The sequence below is a fragment of the Dehalogenimonas sp. W genome (assembly GCF_037094495.1).
Taxonomy (GTDB): domain Bacteria; phylum Chloroflexota; class Dehalococcoidia; order Dehalococcoidales; family Dehalococcoidaceae; genus Dehalogenimonas; species Dehalogenimonas loeffleri.
Genome location: NZ_CP146612.1, coordinates 751851 through 768292, shown reverse-complemented (window position 1 = coordinate 768292; position 16442 = coordinate 751851). Strand labels below are relative to the sequence as shown.

Below are 16442 nucleotides of genomic sequence, written 5' to 3'. Positions count from 1 at the left end.
AATAAAAAAGGGGACTTCCCGATTTCGGGAAATCCCCTTTAAGAATCCTCAAAGTAGTTTGAGAGCTAATAGCTTAAAGATTTGGAACGTTCGGCCTCCACGAGGCCTAACTCTTTGAAATACTGGAAGATTTCATCGAGTAGTTTGAAGGCTCCCCCTGATAACCTCTTACTGGCTCCGTCGTTCCAATCCAGAAACCAGTACTCGATATTAACGGCGTCGAGATTTTCATCCGTGTAAATGCGGAACTCATCAGCGGGGCCGCCCCAAGATAATTGCCAGCGGAAATACCCCCGCTTTTGGTCTTGGAAAGTGCCCTTGGCGACATAGTCGAAACTTAAGCCGTATTCCTCGAACTTGCCTAACTCCTGATGCGTTACCTCGGGATTTCTTTGAGACAACCGCCAAAGCGTCCGTATATCCTTCAGCCGATCCTGAAGTTCCGAATTAAGCCGTTCCTGGCATGATTCCTGCCTCATCGTTATTGTCTCCTTCAAAATTGTATTTGAGATTGGTGAAACTACCCCGTTAAGACAAAAAAGGGGGTATCCGTTCCCACGCATGGGGAGACGAATACCCCCTTAAAAAAGCAAAAAGCGGGGCGCACACCCCGCTAATTGCGTTGGTTGTTTTGTGAGTTCAAGCGTTCAGTTTTGGGTTAAACCGCGACAGCTTCGCGGGCGATCTTTTTAGCAATCTTGGGCATCTTGGGTTTCTCGGTGATTGCTTTGGCCTCTGCTATAGCCGCTTCAGCTTCCTTATCCGGCTTGGCTTCCGGTTCTTTCGGCGTTTCTGCCTTAACTGGTTCTGGCGCCTTCGTCTCCGCCTCTTTCGGTGCTTCCGGCTTGACCGCTTCCGCCGCCTTAGCCGCTACCGCTTTCGAGGCTTCGGGCTTCGGTTGCGGCTTACCAACCGCCATCGGCATGACAACAAGTTGAAAGCCGTCGGCCTTGAAGAGCGTCGGCAAGTGCGGCTCAGTGATATTGAGTTCCACCATGCCGCCGCAGGCTTTCAAGGCGTCGGTAAAATAGCCGCCGTCAAACCTTACCCGTATTGGTTCACCGGAAGTTTCGGCGGATAGCTCCGTCACGCCTTTGTCGTCGGTTGCCGACATAATGACCTTACCATCACCGATGGACAGGTCTACCGGACAGCCTTTAACATCGGTCAGCACTTTGAGACTGGCGATAGCCCGTAGCGTTTCCGTAGCTTCGAGGCTTACCGACGTTTTGAAGGCGGTTGGGATGAGCGGCTTAGGATCGGGATAGTCGCCGGACATTCCAGACCATCGGTAACGGATAAGCTCCGTTTCGAGGATAAGGTAAGTTCGCTTGGCTGCCTCGTCCGTTTCAAAGGCGAGGCGCACCCGCCTGGCACGTTTAAGCGCCTGGGCGATACCCCGTAGCTCGTCCCGATGGATAACCGCTGTCCCTTCGCCGTTGAAGTCGAGTGTGGCGATGGCGAGGCGATAGCCGTCGGCGGATATAAGGTCGAGCTTGCCGTTTGCCGCCTTAAGGCAGACGCCTTGAAGGACTGGCCGCGAGCTTTGGCTTGAGGTGAAAGTAAGTACCCGCTCCAGTGCCTCGGACATCTCCAAAGCACCGAGGTTAGGGATAATCGAGTACCTCGGATTGACCTTAAGCTCGCAGTAGCCGGAAGTCGTCTTGTCTCCGGTCCATTCGTTGTTGGTAAGGTATGCCTGATTTGCGCCGCAGACTACCTTTAAGCACTTACCACTGACCCGCGATTCGCTGGCGTCACTGGTTGACGGGACAATCTTGATGATGTTGCTCCCGCCCAAGGCTCTAAGATAGCTAAGGAAGCCCTTGCGGCCTAAAGTGAAGCCCATAAGGCTCACCTTGTCGGCTAAGGCTCTATTCAGGGCGCTTATAAGGCTTTGACGCTGTGCGATAAAACCCTCACCTGAACGCTTGCCCTCGATATTAAGTTGTTCGATAGTATTCCCCCCTTTTAGCTATCCGATAGTGGGCAACTCCATCGGCTTCGCAAAGTAGTAAGCCCTTAACTAGCCGCCGTTCGCTGGCCTAATTAAATGCTTCTACTTATATAACCGCTGAAAGGGGTGAAAACCTTACCCACAAAACACTAATTTTTTTTGTTCACGTTTGCGCCACTTGCTCATGTACTTATATTCGGCGTTTTCGAGGGTTATGCCGTTCACTTTTTTGAAGGCTATTTGGATTAGGCGCTTGGGACAGGACAAAAGGAAAGTCCGGGCATCCACCCAGGCATCGAGGTCGAGGGCAGAATCATCGGGTAGAACTGTGGCAAGGCCGGTGTCATTGTCGGCGGTCTCTTCGTCGAGGCTGATAAGGTCGGGTTGCCGTTTCTTCTTGCGCCAATAATCAGCCACCTCGAAACTGGCGATACGGTACATTGCCGCTTCGGGTAAGGGAAGGCCGCCCTTGCGGTTCTGGGCGTCTGCCAGCTCCATCATTATGCTGTGCCGGACGTCCGCTTTGTCTTGCGGCGGGATTTTCCATTCAAAGCGTTTGGCGACGGCATAATATAGAAGCCAGTCTCCGGTTAGGCGGTTGTAGGATAGTGGAAGGTTGTTGTGATCGTCGGAACATCCTGAAGGTGCTTTCATGTAGTTTGCTACCCCCTTTCAAAGAGGGGGCAAGCGTTCAGGTGAGTGATTTATAGCAATTTAGTTGTTAAGGTGCTGGTAGAGTCCAGCACCCATCATCCAACAATCTTCGCTTATGTTCAGCTACAAAATGAACCTTTATTTACAACAATGCCCGTATCCACGATGGCGGATTAGAAAAATCGGTTAGCTTCGGATAAGGCTTAATCACACAATTCGGGCTCTTTCCTCACCGGATGGCGCCTGAATTGGCCTTTTAGTGCGTTTCACCGCCAATTGCCACAATACAATCCGATATTGGCCAGGTGAATTGTGCAATCAAACGGCGGGGATACCGGAATACCTTTTTGGCGCCTTTGGGGGCTCTTTCGGCCTTTGGTGGCCTGATGGTCGGCCGTTTGGGCAGTTCGGCGGTGCTTACTTAAACTGCGCCGCCTATTCCATTAATGCCGGATGCTGTTCGTTTCAGGAGACGACTGGCTCAGCCCCTCTCGGCTTTCTGCGGATTCGCCCAGGCGCTGTCTCCAGCCCCGAGCCCTACCCGTGTCAACCGATAGTATTTCCGTGCCGGACCTTGAGGGTAGTTATCCTGAAAAGCCGACCGCTCTGTGTGGCTTGACGGTTCTACCCAGCCAAGTCTTTTGAGCATTGAGAAGTAAACTACAAACGAATGATAGCGGCAGGCAGTGGTCTTATAGGGGATACTTGGAGTGATCTTTTTAAGCAGGTCATCGACCCGATCCGGTGAAAAGCGTTGGTCTTGTTTCTTCGCCACTTTCTCCGCCATTCTCACCGCCCGATCCATCGCCGTTTCGTTGATTATGGCGATCTTATAACTATGGAATATCTCCGCCTGCGGAGCTCCGACGATCGGGTTGACGGTAGGCGATCCGTAAGGCGCGTTTCCTAACAGGAACTCTCTAATGAACCAGCCGCAGCCGAAAGGCCGGAGGAAACCACCCTTCTTAGGTCTTAGCTGAATTACCATCGCTCTTCCAGAGATCGTCGTACCACTTCCGATGCTCTTCGCCGGCCACCTTGCGGTATTTGGCTGTGGTATTGAAGCTCTGATGGCCTAAATGCTCCTGGAGCATGCGGAGGCCGTCCCCGGAATCATTGTGTTTCACGGCATGTACGGCGAAAGCATCCCGGAGCTTGTGAGGGCTGACATTATGTACCTTGCCGGTTTCGGTGTTGACGATGTGCGGTAATCCGGCTTGTTCGCCAAGAGTCTTAACGATCTGCCAGGCGCGGTGCCGGTTGATGCCGAATAGCATTCTTTTTCCGTTACGGTTAACCGGACCGCCCCGGGTGATATATTCACTTATGAGGGCGAGTAATTCTTCATCAACAGGCAGAACCCGCTGTTTGCGGAAGTCTTTTAGATCCTTGATCGCCGATTCGATTTTTTCGCCGCACTTTGGGCAATATACCGACTTCAGCCCGAGTGCTGCCTGGCATTTCGGGCATTTCAATTTGATTCGGCTCTTAAGGTGCTTGATGGTTACGATCCCGTTGATAAGGTCGATATCATCGGTGCTAATGGACAAAGCCTCGCTGATCCGGCAGCCCAAGTGAAAGAGTAGCGTTAGTAGAAGCCGGTCACGCAGGTTAGTGGCGGCTTCGATCAATTGGCTGACCTCTCCGAGTTCAAGATATGCTTTGGTCATTTTCACACCGATTTTCAGTAGCTTCTAGGGGATCGTTTTCAGATTGAGCCAGAGGCACAGTACTAGTTGTCGCAGCCCATTCTCGCCTGATAGCCTTGGCGATGATGCTGGCCAAAATAACCTTGGCATCGGTTGGGGTCTGTGGCCCTTGGGTTCTTGACATATCTTTGAGCCAGATTTACAATTAATCTATGTTCGATAGATTTAGACGCCTTCAATATAGCACCTATAAGCAGACTATCATTTGTAAATCAGCACTTATTTGCACCTATCAATATGAATCGTTTCAGCTGTAAAGCGAAATTGTCGAAGGAGGGAGCGAATTGAAACGCATCAAAAAGCCGGCGGTAACCCCGGAACAGGACCAAGATTGGCTACGTCGTAACCAACAGGGAGAATCTGCGGCACAGATAGCCGACAAAGATGGCTATGACAAGCGTACAGTGGAAGTCCATCTTGAACATGCCAGGCAGGAAATCGAAGCCAAAGAAATGCGGCGTTCGGTTCTGCGCGATGCGGTCGAGAGCCACTATCAAGATATGTGCGCCGTAGCTGAAAAACTCAATCCGCAGTCCCCGGTTAAAGACAAATATCTATCTCCCAAGGAAGAGCACATCAAAATCGCTCTCCGGAAACACCTGCCACGATCGCCCATCTGGGAAAATCTATCCAAACTCGATGGCATCCAAAAGACTATCAACGATATCAATGATCGGATTGAGAAGAGAATTGCCGGACTTAAATCTGACCCGCAACTGCGGCCATTCGGTAACCGAGTCCCAGCGATAATGAGCGGTGTTGATGCCTTTTTTAAACATCAAACCGAGCAGTGGGCTCAAGGGTATCATGGACTCGATCTGGACTTAAACGAGATTCAGGAACGTTCCAGCAAGCTGGGTTTTGTTAATTATGGGGTGGGTTTTAGCCGCATGGGCGAGATGGACTCGACCGAAATACCTATCATGCGGTTGATGCTTAAGAAGTGGCAAAAGCGCGTTCGGCAATGGCCCGAATATCTGGAGTTGGAAAAAGCTCATTCCGAACTGAAGCGGGTTGAGAAAAATCTGGCCGAAGATTTGTGGGCGATCACGCTACGGCGTGTTTTGCCAGGGCGTTGTGATTATTGCCCGATTTAGGAGGAAAGATGAAAGTCGTTATCTATTGCCGAGTTTCGAGCGATTCTCAGGACGTTGATCTATCAATAGGAGCCCAACTTCGGGCGCTAAGGGATTATGCTGCCAGGCAGGGGCATGAAATCGTCCGGGAATTTGTTGATGAAGCAGAGAGCGGCCGCACCGCCGACCGGCCAGAATTTTTAAGAATGATTGGCATGGCCAAATCTGTCAAACCACCTTTTGAGGTGGTACTAGTTTGGAAGCTAAATAGGTTTTCTCGAAACAGACTCGACTCAATCACCTACAAGGCGCTACTCAAGAGTAGGGGCATCAAAGTCATCTCGATCAATGAGCCACTTGATGACAGCCCGTCTGGTCAGCTTCTGGAAGGCGTAATCGAAACCATGGATTCATTTTTCAGCGCCAGCCTCGCTCAGGACATTAAACGGGGCTTAAAAGAAAACACCCAGCGTGGTTTCTATAACGGTAGCCACCCGCCTTATGGCCTTCATAAAGTGCCGGTTCAGGACGGAGCTAAAACCCGGTATAAGCTCGAACCGGATGCCGAAGAAAGCCAATCCATGCGTGCGATACGCCGCATTTTTGAGCTGGCATTTACAGACATCGGTAGCAAAGAAATTGCCAAAACCCTGAATCGTGAGGGGATAAAGACTTCGACCGGGCAGCTATGGGGTAAAACCACCGTCTATAAAATACTGACTAACGAGGCCTATTGTGGCACCCTTGTTTGGGGTGGACATCGGGGCAGAGAGAGCGATAGCGTCAGAATAGAAAGTGCGATACCGGCAATTGTCAGTAAGGAAGCTTTTATTGAGCTTCAAAATCGGATGAGTGCCAAAAAACCAACCATTATCCATCCGCGCACTGTGCCGAGTTTCTACCTTCTAAGCGGCTTTCTGTTCTGCACCTGCGGTCATGCCATGACCGGCAGGAGCGCTAAATCCCACCAGTACTACTATTACATGTGCAATCAAGGGAACAAGAGGGGAAGTGAAGCCTGTAGCGCCCGGGCTCTAGCCAAAGACCGCTTCGAAAAGGCAGTCATCGATCAGGTTAAAAGCCGAATCCTGAACAACGATTGGTTAGAAGATCTGGTGAAATTGGTCAATGAAGATCTTGATTCAAACCACGGCAACTTGAAAGAACAACTCGTCCAGATTGACGTGGAATTAAAAGAGATCAAGAACAGGCTGTCCAAACTGTATGAAGCGCTGGAGACAGGCAAAGTGAGCCTTGACGACTTGGCTCCACGGATCAGGGAATTGCGTCAACGGCAGGAAGAACTGAGCAAGCGAAGACTAGTGGTGGAAGTTGAAGACATTGCCCAAGGGGTGACCCATGTTGATGCCGTAAAAATCAAGGCTTTCGCTGAGGAGTTAAAGACGTTGCTGGATGAGGCCGATTTTGCCGAAAGCAAAGCTTTCTTGCGTTCGTTCATAAAAAGGATCGAGGTCGGCAAGGAAACAGCAACGATTTATTATAATTTGCCGATCCCGGTATCCGGGGGAAAGGAGGAAGTATCAGTTCTGCCTATGGTTACCTTTGGTGGGCCGTGGGGGACTGTCCCCGAACTCTTATTCGACAAGAAGGAATTGATCCCGGTGCTCCAACATTTCTTGGTGTCATATCTCAATTGAAGATAGCTTGACATTCTTTATTGATACGGGGTACATCACCCTTGCTTATGGCTAGATCTATACGTTCCTATGTTTGTTCAATGGTAATAAAACTTGCTTCAAAAAAAGGTGTCTGATATTTTACCACACACCTTTCCGTTATGATAGATTTGTGTTTTAGTAGCCAACTTCACTTATCACACAATTAGCGTATACGGATTTGAAATCAGTTTAAAACTTCTCTGGCAAAAGCTTTGGCGCTTATCAGGTCTTCTTCGTTAGGGTGTCCAGTCATCTGTTTATGCATTTCACCCCATGCCTCGTCAGATAGATTAAGAGCAGTTTTTATTGGTTCGTGCAAGGCTTCAGCGAGAAATCCCTGGCAGTCAAAACACCCTTTGTATTCAATCTTTTTTTCCTTGCATACTGCTTTGATAGGCTCTGTAAATCCCTCCATGTCCTGGTTCGGATAAGCCGCAGAAAAATGGGTTATGAAACCAGCCATTTTTTGATTCGAACCTGCCTGAATATTAGCCAAATATTTCTTGACCGGTGCAGCCAGATTGGCTGAATGGAGGGGCGAACCAATGAAGACGAAATCATATCCAGCAAAATCTTCAACTCCGACATCATCAAGCTTTTTCAAATCCACATCATTTGCTTGGGATATTTCTTCGTAGATACTTTTAGCGACCTTTTCCGTATTTCCAGTTTGACTAAAATATGTAACTAATACTTTCATTTTATGATCTCCTTAAATATACTCATGATTAATAGTTCGACATCGTTCCTTACCACATTATTCTTAATCTTTAACCAGTTCCAGCACTTCGCTGGGCATTTCAGCCATCCTACCAACCTCCTTAAGTTATTATTGGGGTTCTGTTTTGGATATCCCCGGCAACTCTTTTAGTTCCTAGGGTTATTTATTACAGGTCTATAATCAATAACCCATCTTTCGTGCGCACTTTATACTTGTTGATAGATTCTTTGGCGGGTCCTTTTAGTATTTTGCCATCAAGGTCATACTCACTATGCCCTAAACTACAACATCGTAGTTTGTTCTCACCGGGTACCAGGTCTATTTTCCTGCCCATGTGTTTGCACCGATTAGTATACGCACGATACTCATCACCAGTGTGGATTACAAGGATTGGCTTAGCTAACCCTTTACCTTTTAGATAGACAGCACTATTACCCTTTAAAGCACTTGCTTTTTCTAGGTCGATTAACGCTTTTTTTTCTTTAACCTGCCACACCTCGTTGTTCAGTGGCTGTGTTTCACAGATACCAAGTATTGCCTGGATTAAACCCATGTTATTGCTCCGTTTCATTTTTCGTTTCGGGGTTAACTATAACACTACTTATAGTTGTTGTCAATACCATAGGTTATATATATCATCTAAGGTATTGACAATTGTTATTATGTAATACTATAATCGGTAGTAATTAGCAGGAGGTTGATTTTGGCTATTGTACAGCTTCAAATAGGTGATCTTGCAAAACAGGTTGGAGTGAGCGTTCGGACTATTGGATTTTATGAGGAGAAGGGGCTGCTTACTCCTTCCTCGCATACTGCCAGTGGTATGCGGCTGTATACCATTCAAGATGCAAATCGCCTTAAATTCATTAAAGGACTTAGACACATCGGGTTTCCTATTAAAGAAATTCAGACACTGATGAAATATGGTGCGACTGCTGAATCCCGTCAGGGTATCGTGGACCATACAATGAAATTATTGAATATCCAAAAAGTAAAAACCAAGGCAGAGATAATGAAACTCAATGATATTCAGAAGGAGATTGAAGCATCGATTAAGAAGGTGGAAATGTGTTCCCATTGTCAAATTGAACCATGCCAAGAAGATTGTCCAAATTTTGGACAGGCTTTATGATTTATATGTGCATTTTATCGGAGGCCGGATATTGCGGGTAGTAGCTTCTTTTGAATCTTAGGCGGAGGTACTTTGTCGATGATCTTCTCATGAGTAATCTCATTGCTATATAGCCATAAAAGGAGTGTTTTGAGAGCTTGGTAGTATCTAGCTTTGCCATTAACACAAGTGAGAGATTTCAGATAGGCATTAACACCTTCGGGACTTAGAGGATAGCCCACATACTTGCTAAGGGTAAACCGATAGAACTCAATAGTTCTCGGGCTACAATCGTCAGGACGAGAGGCAATGAACTTTTCCAGTAAATTGTTCACAAACTTTTGTGAACAGGCTGAACCTAAATCAATGGTGGGCTTGAAGGGACGATACCGAGAACCAAACCCGGACTCCTGCCCGACCCGACAGCAGCGGCAAATAATATTCTTTGACTTCTCCGAAGAAGACCTAGATAAACAATGTGATATAATTTTTTCTTCAAGCGAAAGGAGGTCGTAAGGATGGCCCAATTAGTCTGCCCAGAATGCTACGGCAAGAAGAGTTCCAACCAGATTAACATCGAGTGCAAAACAAATGTAGAATTGCACGGCATAATTCGTTGCCTCGAGTGCCAACATGAAATACCGATTACAATGCATAAGGGCTTTATTCAAAGTTTGGATTTAGCGCTACCGGGCACCCAATCTAAGTTTCTCAATTCTTCAGTCCCTGCCGATATTAAAGAGGACATAGAAGAAGCAGAAAGAGCGAATTATTCCCAATGCTATAAAGCTTGCGTTGCCATGTGTCGTAGGGCTTTACAGCTTTCGCTTATAGATAAAGGTATTGAGGACAAGCCTCTAGGAAAAATGCTGGAAGAAGCGACAAGTTCCGGCCTTCTTGGCGCGAAGATTTATGCCCTAGCCACGTCTATAAAAGGCTACGGTGACATTGGCGTTCATCGGCGAGAGAAAATAGACCCTGAGGAAGCTCGGCTGGTCATCTATACCACGGTTCGAATGCTAAATGAACTATTTATAAGCTGATTTTGGCTCTCATCTATTTCACGTATTCGAATTTTATGCCAAACTGAAATCAAAGTTGAAAGTTCTACCTATTGATACCCCGGCTCCACTTTTACTATCTCTGTGCAACTTTTCCTCAACTGAATCTCTACATCCGACGACGCTTCTAGCCATCCTTCGCGCAAGGCTTTTCCTCCTCAACATCTTGTGTAGGAAGACCTATGAGGAAAGCGGAAGGCATTTGCCCATATTCTAATAACATTGAATCATGAATATTGCTATAATTAAGAGTCGCATGAATACAAAAAACGAAGAAGCCTTTGAAAACGCTCTAACCAATCTTCAGCACGTACTTATCGCACGACGTGTCTTAGCAAGTGATGAGCAGGTTCGTTTGAACTGGAACCACTTTAATATCATGGCCCTTGTCAAAGAACACGGTAGTATTTTACCTTCGCAAATAAGTGATGAATTGAGATTATCACGTCCGACAACCTCAAAATACCTCAAATATCTCAAAGCCCACGGACTGATTTCGACGAGCACATCGAAAAACGACCACCGTTCATATACAATCCATCTCACGAGTCTCTCGAAACAAATAATTCAAAACATCTTTAAAGGTCAGCACGATAATGTAAAACTCGCGTTGAATGTTTTAACCACCAACGAAGCAGAACAATTTGCCCGAACGGCTGTAAAGATTACCGCCGCACTTGACAATGAGTCGCTTAAAACCATATAGTTGCCATAGGGCAACTATATTAGCGTCAAATGAGGTGAGTAATCATGACAAAGGCAATCATAATAACCGGAGCCGCAAATGGCATTGGTAAAGTTACCGCACAAAAAGCCCGTGACAGTGGCTATGAAGTATATGGGCTGGACAAAGTGAAGATAGATGCCGGCAATCCTGAATTCAGCGGCATTAATTGGCTACATACTGACCTATCAAAAAAACATGAAGTTGAAGATGCAATCAAGAGTTTAAACAATAAGCCATTGTTTGGCATCATCAACAACGCTGCCGAGATACTTGGTTCACCGTGGGAAGAATTCAATTTCGATGAGTGGGACAAGGCAATCGAAGCAAATCTGACCGCGCCATTACGCCTTTGCCACGGACTCAGAAAAAATCTGGTGAAGGGAGGCTCCATCGTTAATATATCCAGCCACGGCGGCCGCCACGCGGCCTACGCAAGCATCCCCTACACTCTCACGAAAGCGGCACAAATCAATCTTACACAATCCTTGGCGGCAAATTTTGGGCCATATGGCGTGCGGGTCAATGCGGTTGTGCCGGGTTGGGTGAATACGGAGAGCGCCAAACCGTACATACCAGAGGTGACGGCTGAAATTACACCACTAGGCAGAAACGCTGAGCCAGAGGAAATTGCTGACGCCATTCTATTCCTTCTGTCGGATAAAGCCAGGTTTATCAACGGCACACAACTGGTTGTTGACGGCGGCTATGACGCTATTGATTACTCGATGTATCAACTGGACAAGTCATTCCTATAGCATGAGTAGCGCTTATCCTCGAACCATCACAGCGGTTTCAGGCTGAAAGTCAGGTTGAAGTCGCCAGAAGTTCTACCTATTGATACCCCGGCTCCACCACTACTTCCGCAATTACTCTTTTTAAACCTGCTGGTTGTATGCCCTCATTGCAAAGACATAAGCAACGAGCAAAATCCCGACCATCCATGTAAGCGCAACCCAAATATCGTTGCCCACCGGCTGACCGGATAGTAGAGCGCGGATAGACTCCACTATCGATGTCACCGGCTGATTATCGGCGAAAGCGCGAACGGCCGACGGCATCGTCTCGGTTGGTACAAACGCCGAGCTTATAAACGGCAGGAATATCAGCGGGTAAGCAAATCCGGTTGCGCCCTCCATTGATTTCCCCGTAATCCCCGGAACGACCGCGGCCCATGTTAAGGCCAGGGTAAACAGCATGAGAATCCCCGCCACCGCGAGCCACTCCAATATTCCTGCGCCTGAACGGAACCCCATAATGAACCCGATAAGTATAATTATTATGACTGTAAGCATGTTGGACACAAGCGAGGTCAGAACATGGCTCCATAACACCGACGAGCGTTTGATGGGCATGGAATGAAACCGCGCAAAAAGCCCTTTTTCCTTGTCCATAAAAAGCCGCATGGCAGTATAGGCTATGCCGCTGGCAATTGCGATCAGTAGTATGCCTGGCAACTGGTAATTCACATAATTCACATTTTCGCCCAAACTCGTTTTTACCGCTCCGCCGAACACATAAACAAACATTAGCATCGTAGCAATTGGAGTGAGCGCAACCGTAATGATCGTGTCCGGGCTACGCAGAATGTGGCGCACCAAGCGTCCGAATAATATACGTGTTTGACAAATCATTTATTATTCCTCCTTTTTGCCGACGATGGCGAGGAATATTTCCTCCAAAGTAGGCTGTTTTACGATATATTCTTTCCTCGCGGGCGGGAACTGTTTTTTAAGTTCTTCTAGGGTCCCGGCGGTGATGATTTTGCCACTGTGCAGGATGGCGATTCTGTCGGCAAGCTGTTCGGCTTCATCCAGATACTGCGTCGTCAGCAGAATTGTTACTCCACCTCCTGCAAGCTCCTTGACGGTTTTCCATACTTCCAGCCGCCCTTCCGGGTCAAGCCCCGCTGTCGGCTCATCCAGAAAGATGACAGAGGGTGTCCCGACAAGACTCATGGCGATGTCGAGCCTGCGCACCATGCCGCCGGAGTAGTTACCTACCCGCTTGTTTGCCGCTTCGCTTAATCCAAAGCGCTCAAGCAAGCTTTCGGCCGTCTGCGAGGGGGTTTTAATATCGCGGAGTTTGGCAATCAGTATAAGGTTTTCCCGTCCAGTGAGCATACCATCCACGGCAGCAAACTGCCCCGTCAGGCTGATTGATTGCCGCACTTTATCCGGCTGTTGTAAAACGTCAAAACCGCAGACGGTTGCCATACCGTTGTCGGGCTTAAGAAGCGTCGAAAGGATATTAATCAAGGTTGTTTTGCCTGCGCCATTGGGGCCGAGCAGGGCAAAAATACTTCCCTTTTCCACTTCAAAATCCACCCCTTTTAGTACGTGAAGTTCCTTATATGACTTTTGCAGCCCTTTTACTTGGATTGCGATTTCCATTCCGACATCCCCCTTTGACTTGTTTTATCCGTAAGATTTTTTCATGGCCTTAATAACTTCTTGTTCAACGGTCTCTTGAAGAATGTCGGCATTGGTTTCTGAATCGTTTATCAGCTCGTCGCAGAAAGCCGCAACATCACTGCCCGTCACTTCAAGCACACCCTTTCCCAAAGCCGCCCCTTCTTCAAAAAGATCAACAATCCCCGAGAGCAACCCTGTCGCGCCGGTTAGCTCAACAGGGCCGACTTTAAAGAGATATTTTAGAATCTCTTTATAAACAATCTGATAATCTTGAGGGAGCTTTTTGACACGCGCCATGTGCGCTCGCCACTCTTTTTTGCCTTCGATGATATCTTGTATGCTCATTTTATCCTCCTATTTGTTTAATTTTTTAGCGACATTTTTGTTAAGTTGATCACGCCATTTGTCCCTAAAAGACCTGGCTCCTTCCTCGCTGGCCAGAGCTGAACAAAAGCCTTGGATATCGTCGCCCAAAGCCTCATGGACATTCTTACCTTCCGCCGCCGTTTCTTCAAGCAGGCCAAGTACACCGTCAAAAATCGGCATGAGATTGCGACCTGTAAAGTCTGAGCGCGTCAATAGATAAGCATTTATTTTCCCCCATGCCGCTTGATAATCCACCGGTAGCTTTTTGGCTCGCGATTCAAAAGTTTTCATTCCTTTAGTCATGTCGCTACCTGTAACTTGTTCCCAGAAATTCACTATTTTTTCTCCTTTAACTCGTTAATTTTTGATGATACGAACTCCCATTTTCCCCAAAACTTCCGTAGCTCCTTGCGCCCTGCGTCGTTGAGCACGAAAAACTTGCGCGGCGGCCCCATGATGGAAGGCTTTTTGGTGACCTCTACCAGATTGCTGTTTTCAAGCCGGATCAGGATGGTGTACACCGTTCCATCCACAACATCTGTGAAGCCAAGGGCATTCAACCGTCGTGTGATTTCGTAGCCATAGGTTTCCTTGCGACTTATAATTTCAAGGACGCAGCCCTCAAGCACGCCTTTGAGCATTTCCGTTAGGTTCTCCCCCATAGTGACTCCTTGCTATATTGTAAGACTTGTATGCTGTGACACTTACTACCGCTATATAGTATCACTCTATAGCGGGGCTGTCAAGCGAAAATTCTCCCGCAATTGGGAGCGGTATGCATGCGCTCAGTTGGAAGAGCATTGCGTTCGCATCGCAAGGGTCAGAGGGTCAAATACCCACTGCTCAATTTAGCTTCAAGATTTCCGACCTAAGGTACCAATAAGTAGCACCGACCTTTTATTTACATTGTCCTTTTCTGTAATGATTTTACATTTTGGCCTACAATAATTAAGATGATATCAAATCAATAGCGGAGACCAGTTGAATTCTCTTATTCAAGCTTTGAGAAAAGACTTTGTGCAAATTGACGCGCTTGCTGATAATTGCGGTCTACCAGCTGATTTTGTTTTGCACACTAAATCACTGACAAGTTGGCCATGTTTACCGAAAATATCCCCTGAAGAAGGGGAATATCACGCGCAATTAGGCGCTGCAATACAGAGTCTTTCTGATAATTCAGCACTTTCACGTTTATACACAGTCTTGGCGAAGTGCGAGTCACCAATCGAAAGGGTTTTTATAGTCACGTTTTGGCTAACTACACTTGCTTATGTCCCTGATTTAGGCGCCCCTCAGCCTGACCTAGGGGCGGAGTACGAACGAATCAGTAATACACCGGATCCAACTCTTTTAGTTGCCCCCCAAGCACAAATCTCAGATATGAGAGTAGACTTTGCTCTAACTCACTACGGGATGTGGCCAAATTTTGATGTTAGGGAAATCTTTAAGGGACATGAAATACCAGGTAGTAGTTTTTCAAGAGTCAGAGCTGTTGTAGAATGTGACGGTCATGAGTTTCATGAAAAGACGAAGGCTCAAGCCTCCCGTGACAAAGCCAGAGATAGAGCATTAGTCAGTCAGGGTTTTCGTGTATTCCGATTGAGTGGGAGCGAAATCTGGAATCACCCCGGAGCTATGGCCTATGAAGTTGCGAAGGCGATGTACGATTTGGCCTGGGACGCAGCAACGCCAAGCCTCGGGTAGTATTAACGAATATTAGAATAGCGTAAGTTACTGAGTTAGATTGAAGGTCACTTCAAAAGTACGACCTATCATCCCCTCCGGTTCCACCATCAAATCTTTTATAGGCATCCAAAAAGCCTCAGTGGCGACGGAGGCTTTTTCGGTATCTTAGAGTTCAGCAGTTAGCCCAAAGCACATTCAGCACTATGATCATTCCGATAATCGCCGTAATATCCGGCCTGATACTGCTCATCTGGAGCGCCAACCGGTTTATTGACGGGGCGTCAGCCACCGCGCGTCATTTCGGCATGGCGCCTCTGCTTATCGGCATGGTGGTAATCGGCTTCGGCACCTCGGCACCCGAGATGGTGGTTTCGGCCATGTCGGCCGCACAGGGGAACCCGGGCATCGCCGTCGGCAACGCTTACGGTTCCAACATCGCCAACATCGCGTTAATTCTGGGACTGACCGCGCTGATCAGCCCAATCCCTTTCAATTCCGGAATACTGCGCAAAGAATTGCCCGTACTGACTCTGGTGACCGCGCTGGCAGCCTGGCAGATCTGGGACGACGAGGTATCCCGTCTTAACGCAATCGTACTTATTACTGTTTTCGGCGGTTTGATGTTCTGGTCCATCAGGGAAGGCCGGCGCGCCGGCTCCGGCGACGCCCTGACCAAGGATGTGTCTCAGGAACTGAAAACCCGCCAGTGCACCCTGCGTCAGGCGCTGACCCGCCTGGTGACCGGGCTGGTGCTGCTGGTGGTCAGTTCCCGTTTACTGGTCTATGGCGCGGTGGAGATTGCCCAGAATTTCGGCGTCAGCGACCTGGTCATCGGCCTGACGGTGGTGGCTGTCGGGACCTCACTGCCGGAGCTGGCTTCTTCAATAATCGCCGTCCGCAAGGGCCAGCACGACCTGGCTCTGGGCAATGTCATCGGCTCCAACCTCTTCAACACCCTGGCAGTAGTGGGTATCGCCGGATTGATTCAGCCGATTGCGGTAGGTCCTGAGGTACTTTCCCGGGATTTCCTGGTCATGGGATTACTGACACTGTCGTTATTCGCCATCGGCTACAACTGCAAGAGACCGGGACGGGTCAACCGAGTTGAAGGGGCGCTGTTAGTGATGGTTTTCACAGGCTATATGGCCTATCTGGTCAACGCCGCGTTTTAAGGTTTCGCCCGCGCTTCATCACGCTACAAGTTGACGCCTTTCGTTTTCTGATTTATAATTAGCTTCTTACTAACTATTAGCACGACAGGTAATATTTATTAACGGAGCCATG

General features: G+C 48.0%; 20 protein-coding genes. 8 read left to right on the top strand and 12 right to left on the bottom strand.

Annotated features, from left to right (window positions below):
• Positions 1 to 65: 65 nt before the first annotated feature.
• The 5 genes from V8247_RS03950 to V8247_RS03930 form a co-directional block, all read right to left on the bottom strand.
• On the bottom strand, positions 66 to 479 hold the full coding sequence (locus V8247_RS03950) for a hypothetical protein (RefSeq protein ID WP_338738993.1): 414 nt from the start codon (positions 477 to 479) through the stop codon (positions 66 to 68).
• 179 nt (positions 480 to 658) lie between these two features.
• On the bottom strand, positions 659 to 1849 hold the full coding sequence (locus V8247_RS03945) for a DNA polymerase III subunit beta (RefSeq protein WP_338738991.1): 1191 nt from the start codon (positions 1847 to 1849) through the stop codon (positions 659 to 661).
• Positions 1850 to 2092: 243 nt separating this feature from the next.
• Positions 2093 to 2611 (bottom strand): hypothetical protein, encoded by a 519-nt coding sequence (locus V8247_RS03940; protein ID WP_338738989.1) that lies wholly within the window; start codon positions 2609 to 2611, stop codon positions 2093 to 2095.
• Between the two features lie 481 nt (positions 2612 to 3092).
• A complete protein-coding gene (locus V8247_RS03935) occupies positions 3093 to 3599 on the bottom strand; it encodes a hypothetical protein (RefSeq protein ID WP_338738987.1) in 507 nt (168 codons plus the stop codon).
• Positions 3577 to 4281 carry a tyrosine-type recombinase/integrase gene (locus V8247_RS03930; RefSeq protein ID WP_338738985.1) on the bottom strand — a complete coding sequence of 235 codons (705 nt, stop codon included), beginning with the start codon at positions 4279 to 4281 and terminating at the stop codon, positions 3577 to 3579. Before V8247_RS03930 ends, V8247_RS03935 begins: the two co-directional genes overlap by 23 nt.
• A gap of 323 nt (positions 4282 to 4604) precedes the next feature.
• Here V8247_RS03930 and V8247_RS03925 point away from each other — a divergent pair, with 323 nt between their 5' ends.
• Entirely contained in the window at positions 4605 to 5417 is an 813-nt protein-coding gene (locus V8247_RS03925) for a hypothetical protein (protein WP_338738983.1), read from the top strand.
• Between the two features lie 8 nt (positions 5418 to 5425).
• A complete protein-coding gene (locus V8247_RS03920; protein WP_338738981.1) occupies positions 5426 to 7054 on the top strand; it encodes a recombinase family protein in 1629 nt (542 codons plus the stop codon).
• Between the two features lie 205 nt (positions 7055 to 7259).
• Here V8247_RS03920 and V8247_RS03915 read toward each other — a convergent pair whose 3' ends face one another.
• Both V8247_RS03915 and V8247_RS03910 read right to left on the bottom strand, forming a co-directional pair.
• Complete coding sequence (locus V8247_RS03915) at positions 7260 to 7775, bottom strand: flavodoxin family protein (RefSeq protein WP_338738979.1); 516 nt, start codon at positions 7773 to 7775, stop codon at positions 7260 to 7262.
• 187 nt (positions 7776 to 7962) lie between these two features.
• Positions 7963 to 8349 (bottom strand): Rieske (2Fe-2S) protein, encoded by a 387-nt coding sequence (locus tag V8247_RS03910; protein ID WP_338738977.1) that lies wholly within the window; start codon positions 8347 to 8349, stop codon positions 7963 to 7965.
• 150 nt (positions 8350 to 8499) lie between these two features.
• Between V8247_RS03910 and V8247_RS03905 the strand changes: the two genes are divergently transcribed.
• The 4 genes from V8247_RS03905 (at position 8500) to V8247_RS03890 (ending at position 11450) form a co-directional block, all read left to right on the top strand.
• Entirely contained in the window at positions 8500 to 8928 is a 429-nt protein-coding gene (locus V8247_RS03905) for a MerR family transcriptional regulator (RefSeq protein ID WP_338738975.1), read from the top strand.
• Positions 8929 to 9425: 497 nt separating this feature from the next.
• Positions 9426 to 9950 (top strand): DUF4145 domain-containing protein, encoded by a 525-nt coding sequence (locus V8247_RS03900; protein ID WP_338738972.1) that lies wholly within the window; start codon positions 9426 to 9428, stop codon positions 9948 to 9950.
• Positions 9951 to 10224: 274 nt separating this feature from the next.
• A complete protein-coding gene (locus V8247_RS03895) occupies positions 10225 to 10674 on the top strand; it encodes a MarR family transcriptional regulator (RefSeq protein WP_338738970.1) in 450 nt (149 codons plus the stop codon).
• Positions 10675 to 10718: 44 nt separating this feature from the next.
• Positions 10719 to 11450: an SDR family oxidoreductase gene (locus V8247_RS03890; protein ID WP_338738968.1), complete on the top strand. Its 732-nt coding sequence runs from the start codon at positions 10719 to 10721 to the stop codon at positions 11448 to 11450.
• 120 nt (positions 11451 to 11570) lie between these two features.
• On the opposite strand, the gene V8247_RS03885 is transcribed toward V8247_RS03890, so the two are convergent.
• From V8247_RS03885 to V8247_RS03865, 5 genes are read right to left on the bottom strand one after another with little or no spacing between them, the layout of a single operon-like run.
• Positions 11571 to 12326: an ABC transporter permease gene (locus tag V8247_RS03885; RefSeq protein ID WP_338738966.1), complete on the bottom strand. Its 756-nt coding sequence runs from the start codon at positions 12324 to 12326 to the stop codon at positions 11571 to 11573.
• 3 nt (positions 12327 to 12329) lie between these two features.
• Positions 12330 to 13085: an ATP-binding cassette domain-containing protein gene (locus V8247_RS03880; protein ID WP_338738964.1), complete on the bottom strand. Its 756-nt coding sequence runs from the start codon at positions 13083 to 13085 to the stop codon at positions 12330 to 12332.
• Positions 13086 to 13109: 24 nt separating this feature from the next.
• A complete protein-coding gene (locus V8247_RS03875; protein ID WP_338738962.1) occupies positions 13110 to 13451 on the bottom strand; it encodes a DUF1048 domain-containing protein in 342 nt (113 codons plus the stop codon).
• A gap of 9 nt (positions 13452 to 13460) precedes the next feature.
• A complete protein-coding gene (locus V8247_RS03870; protein WP_338738960.1) occupies positions 13461 to 13808 on the bottom strand; it encodes a DUF1048 domain-containing protein in 348 nt (115 codons plus the stop codon).
• A complete protein-coding gene (locus V8247_RS03865) occupies positions 13808 to 14134 on the bottom strand; it encodes a PadR family transcriptional regulator (protein ID WP_338738958.1) in 327 nt (108 codons plus the stop codon). Before V8247_RS03865 ends, V8247_RS03870 begins: the two co-directional genes overlap by 1 nt.
• Before the next feature lie 319 nt (positions 14135 to 14453).
• On the opposite strand from V8247_RS03865, the gene V8247_RS03860 reads away from it, so the two are divergent.
• Both V8247_RS03860 and V8247_RS03855 read left to right on the top strand, forming a co-directional pair.
• Complete coding sequence (locus V8247_RS03860; protein ID WP_338738956.1) at positions 14454 to 15176, top strand: DUF559 domain-containing protein; 723 nt, start codon at positions 14454 to 14456, stop codon at positions 15174 to 15176.
• A gap of 185 nt (positions 15177 to 15361) precedes the next feature.
• Positions 15362 to 16330, top strand: coding sequence for a calcium/sodium antiporter (locus tag V8247_RS03855; protein WP_338738954.1), 969 nt, complete (start codon positions 15362 to 15364; stop codon positions 16328 to 16330).
• Positions 16331 to 16442: the final 112 nt, after the last annotated feature.

What these genes read in the sequence shown, in the direction of transcription:
- V8247_RS03890 (WP_338738968.1), top strand. Translation starts at nt 10,719, where the DNA reads ATGACAAAGGCAATCATAATAACCGGAGCCGCAAATGGCATTGGTAAA.
- V8247_RS03900 (WP_338738972.1), top strand. Translation starts at nt 9,426, where the DNA reads ATGGCCCAATTAGTCTGCCCAGAATGCTACGGCAAGAAGAGTTCCAAC.
- V8247_RS03910 (WP_338738977.1), bottom strand. Translation starts at nt 8,349, where the DNA reads ATGGGTTTAATCCAGGCAATACTTGGTATCTGTGAAACACAGCCACTG.
- V8247_RS03920 (WP_338738981.1), top strand. Translation starts at nt 5,426, where the DNA reads ATGAAAGTCGTTATCTATTGCCGAGTTTCGAGCGATTCTCAGGACGTT.
- V8247_RS03930 (WP_338738985.1), bottom strand. Translation starts at nt 4,281, where the DNA reads ATGACCAAAGCATATCTTGAACTCGGAGAGGTCAGCCAATTGATCGAA.
- V8247_RS03915 (WP_338738979.1), bottom strand. Translation starts at nt 7,775, where the DNA reads ATGAAAGTATTAGTTACATATTTTAGTCAAACTGGAAATACGGAAAAG.
- V8247_RS03950 (WP_338738993.1), bottom strand. Translation starts at nt 479, where the DNA reads ATGAGGCAGGAATCATGCCAGGAACGGCTTAATTCGGAACTTCAGGAT.
- V8247_RS03935 (WP_338738987.1), bottom strand. Translation starts at nt 3,599, where the DNA reads ATGGTAATTCAGCTAAGACCTAAGAAGGGTGGTTTCCTCCGGCCTTTC.
- V8247_RS03945 (WP_338738991.1), bottom strand. Translation starts at nt 1,849, where the DNA reads ATGGGCTTCACTTTAGGCCGCAAGGGCTTCCTTAGCTATCTTAGAGCC.
- V8247_RS03880 (WP_338738964.1), bottom strand. Translation starts at nt 13,085, where the DNA reads ATGGAAATCGCAATCCAAGTAAAAGGGCTGCAAAAGTCATATAAGGAA.
- V8247_RS03895 (WP_338738970.1), top strand. Translation starts at nt 10,225, where the DNA reads ATGAATACAAAAAACGAAGAAGCCTTTGAAAACGCTCTAACCAATCTT.
- V8247_RS03865 (WP_338738958.1), bottom strand. Translation starts at nt 14,134, where the DNA reads ATGGGGGAGAACCTAACGGAAATGCTCAAAGGCGTGCTTGAGGGCTGC.
- V8247_RS03875 (WP_338738962.1), bottom strand. Translation starts at nt 13,451, where the DNA reads ATGAGCATACAAGATATCATCGAAGGCAAAAAAGAGTGGCGAGCGCAC.
- V8247_RS03885 (WP_338738966.1), bottom strand. Translation starts at nt 12,326, where the DNA reads ATGATTTGTCAAACACGTATATTATTCGGACGCTTGGTGCGCCACATT.
- V8247_RS03940 (WP_338738989.1), bottom strand. Translation starts at nt 2,611, where the DNA reads ATGAAAGCACCTTCAGGATGTTCCGACGATCACAACAACCTTCCACTA.
- V8247_RS03855 (WP_338738954.1), top strand. Translation starts at nt 15,362, where the DNA reads ATGATCATTCCGATAATCGCCGTAATATCCGGCCTGATACTGCTCATC.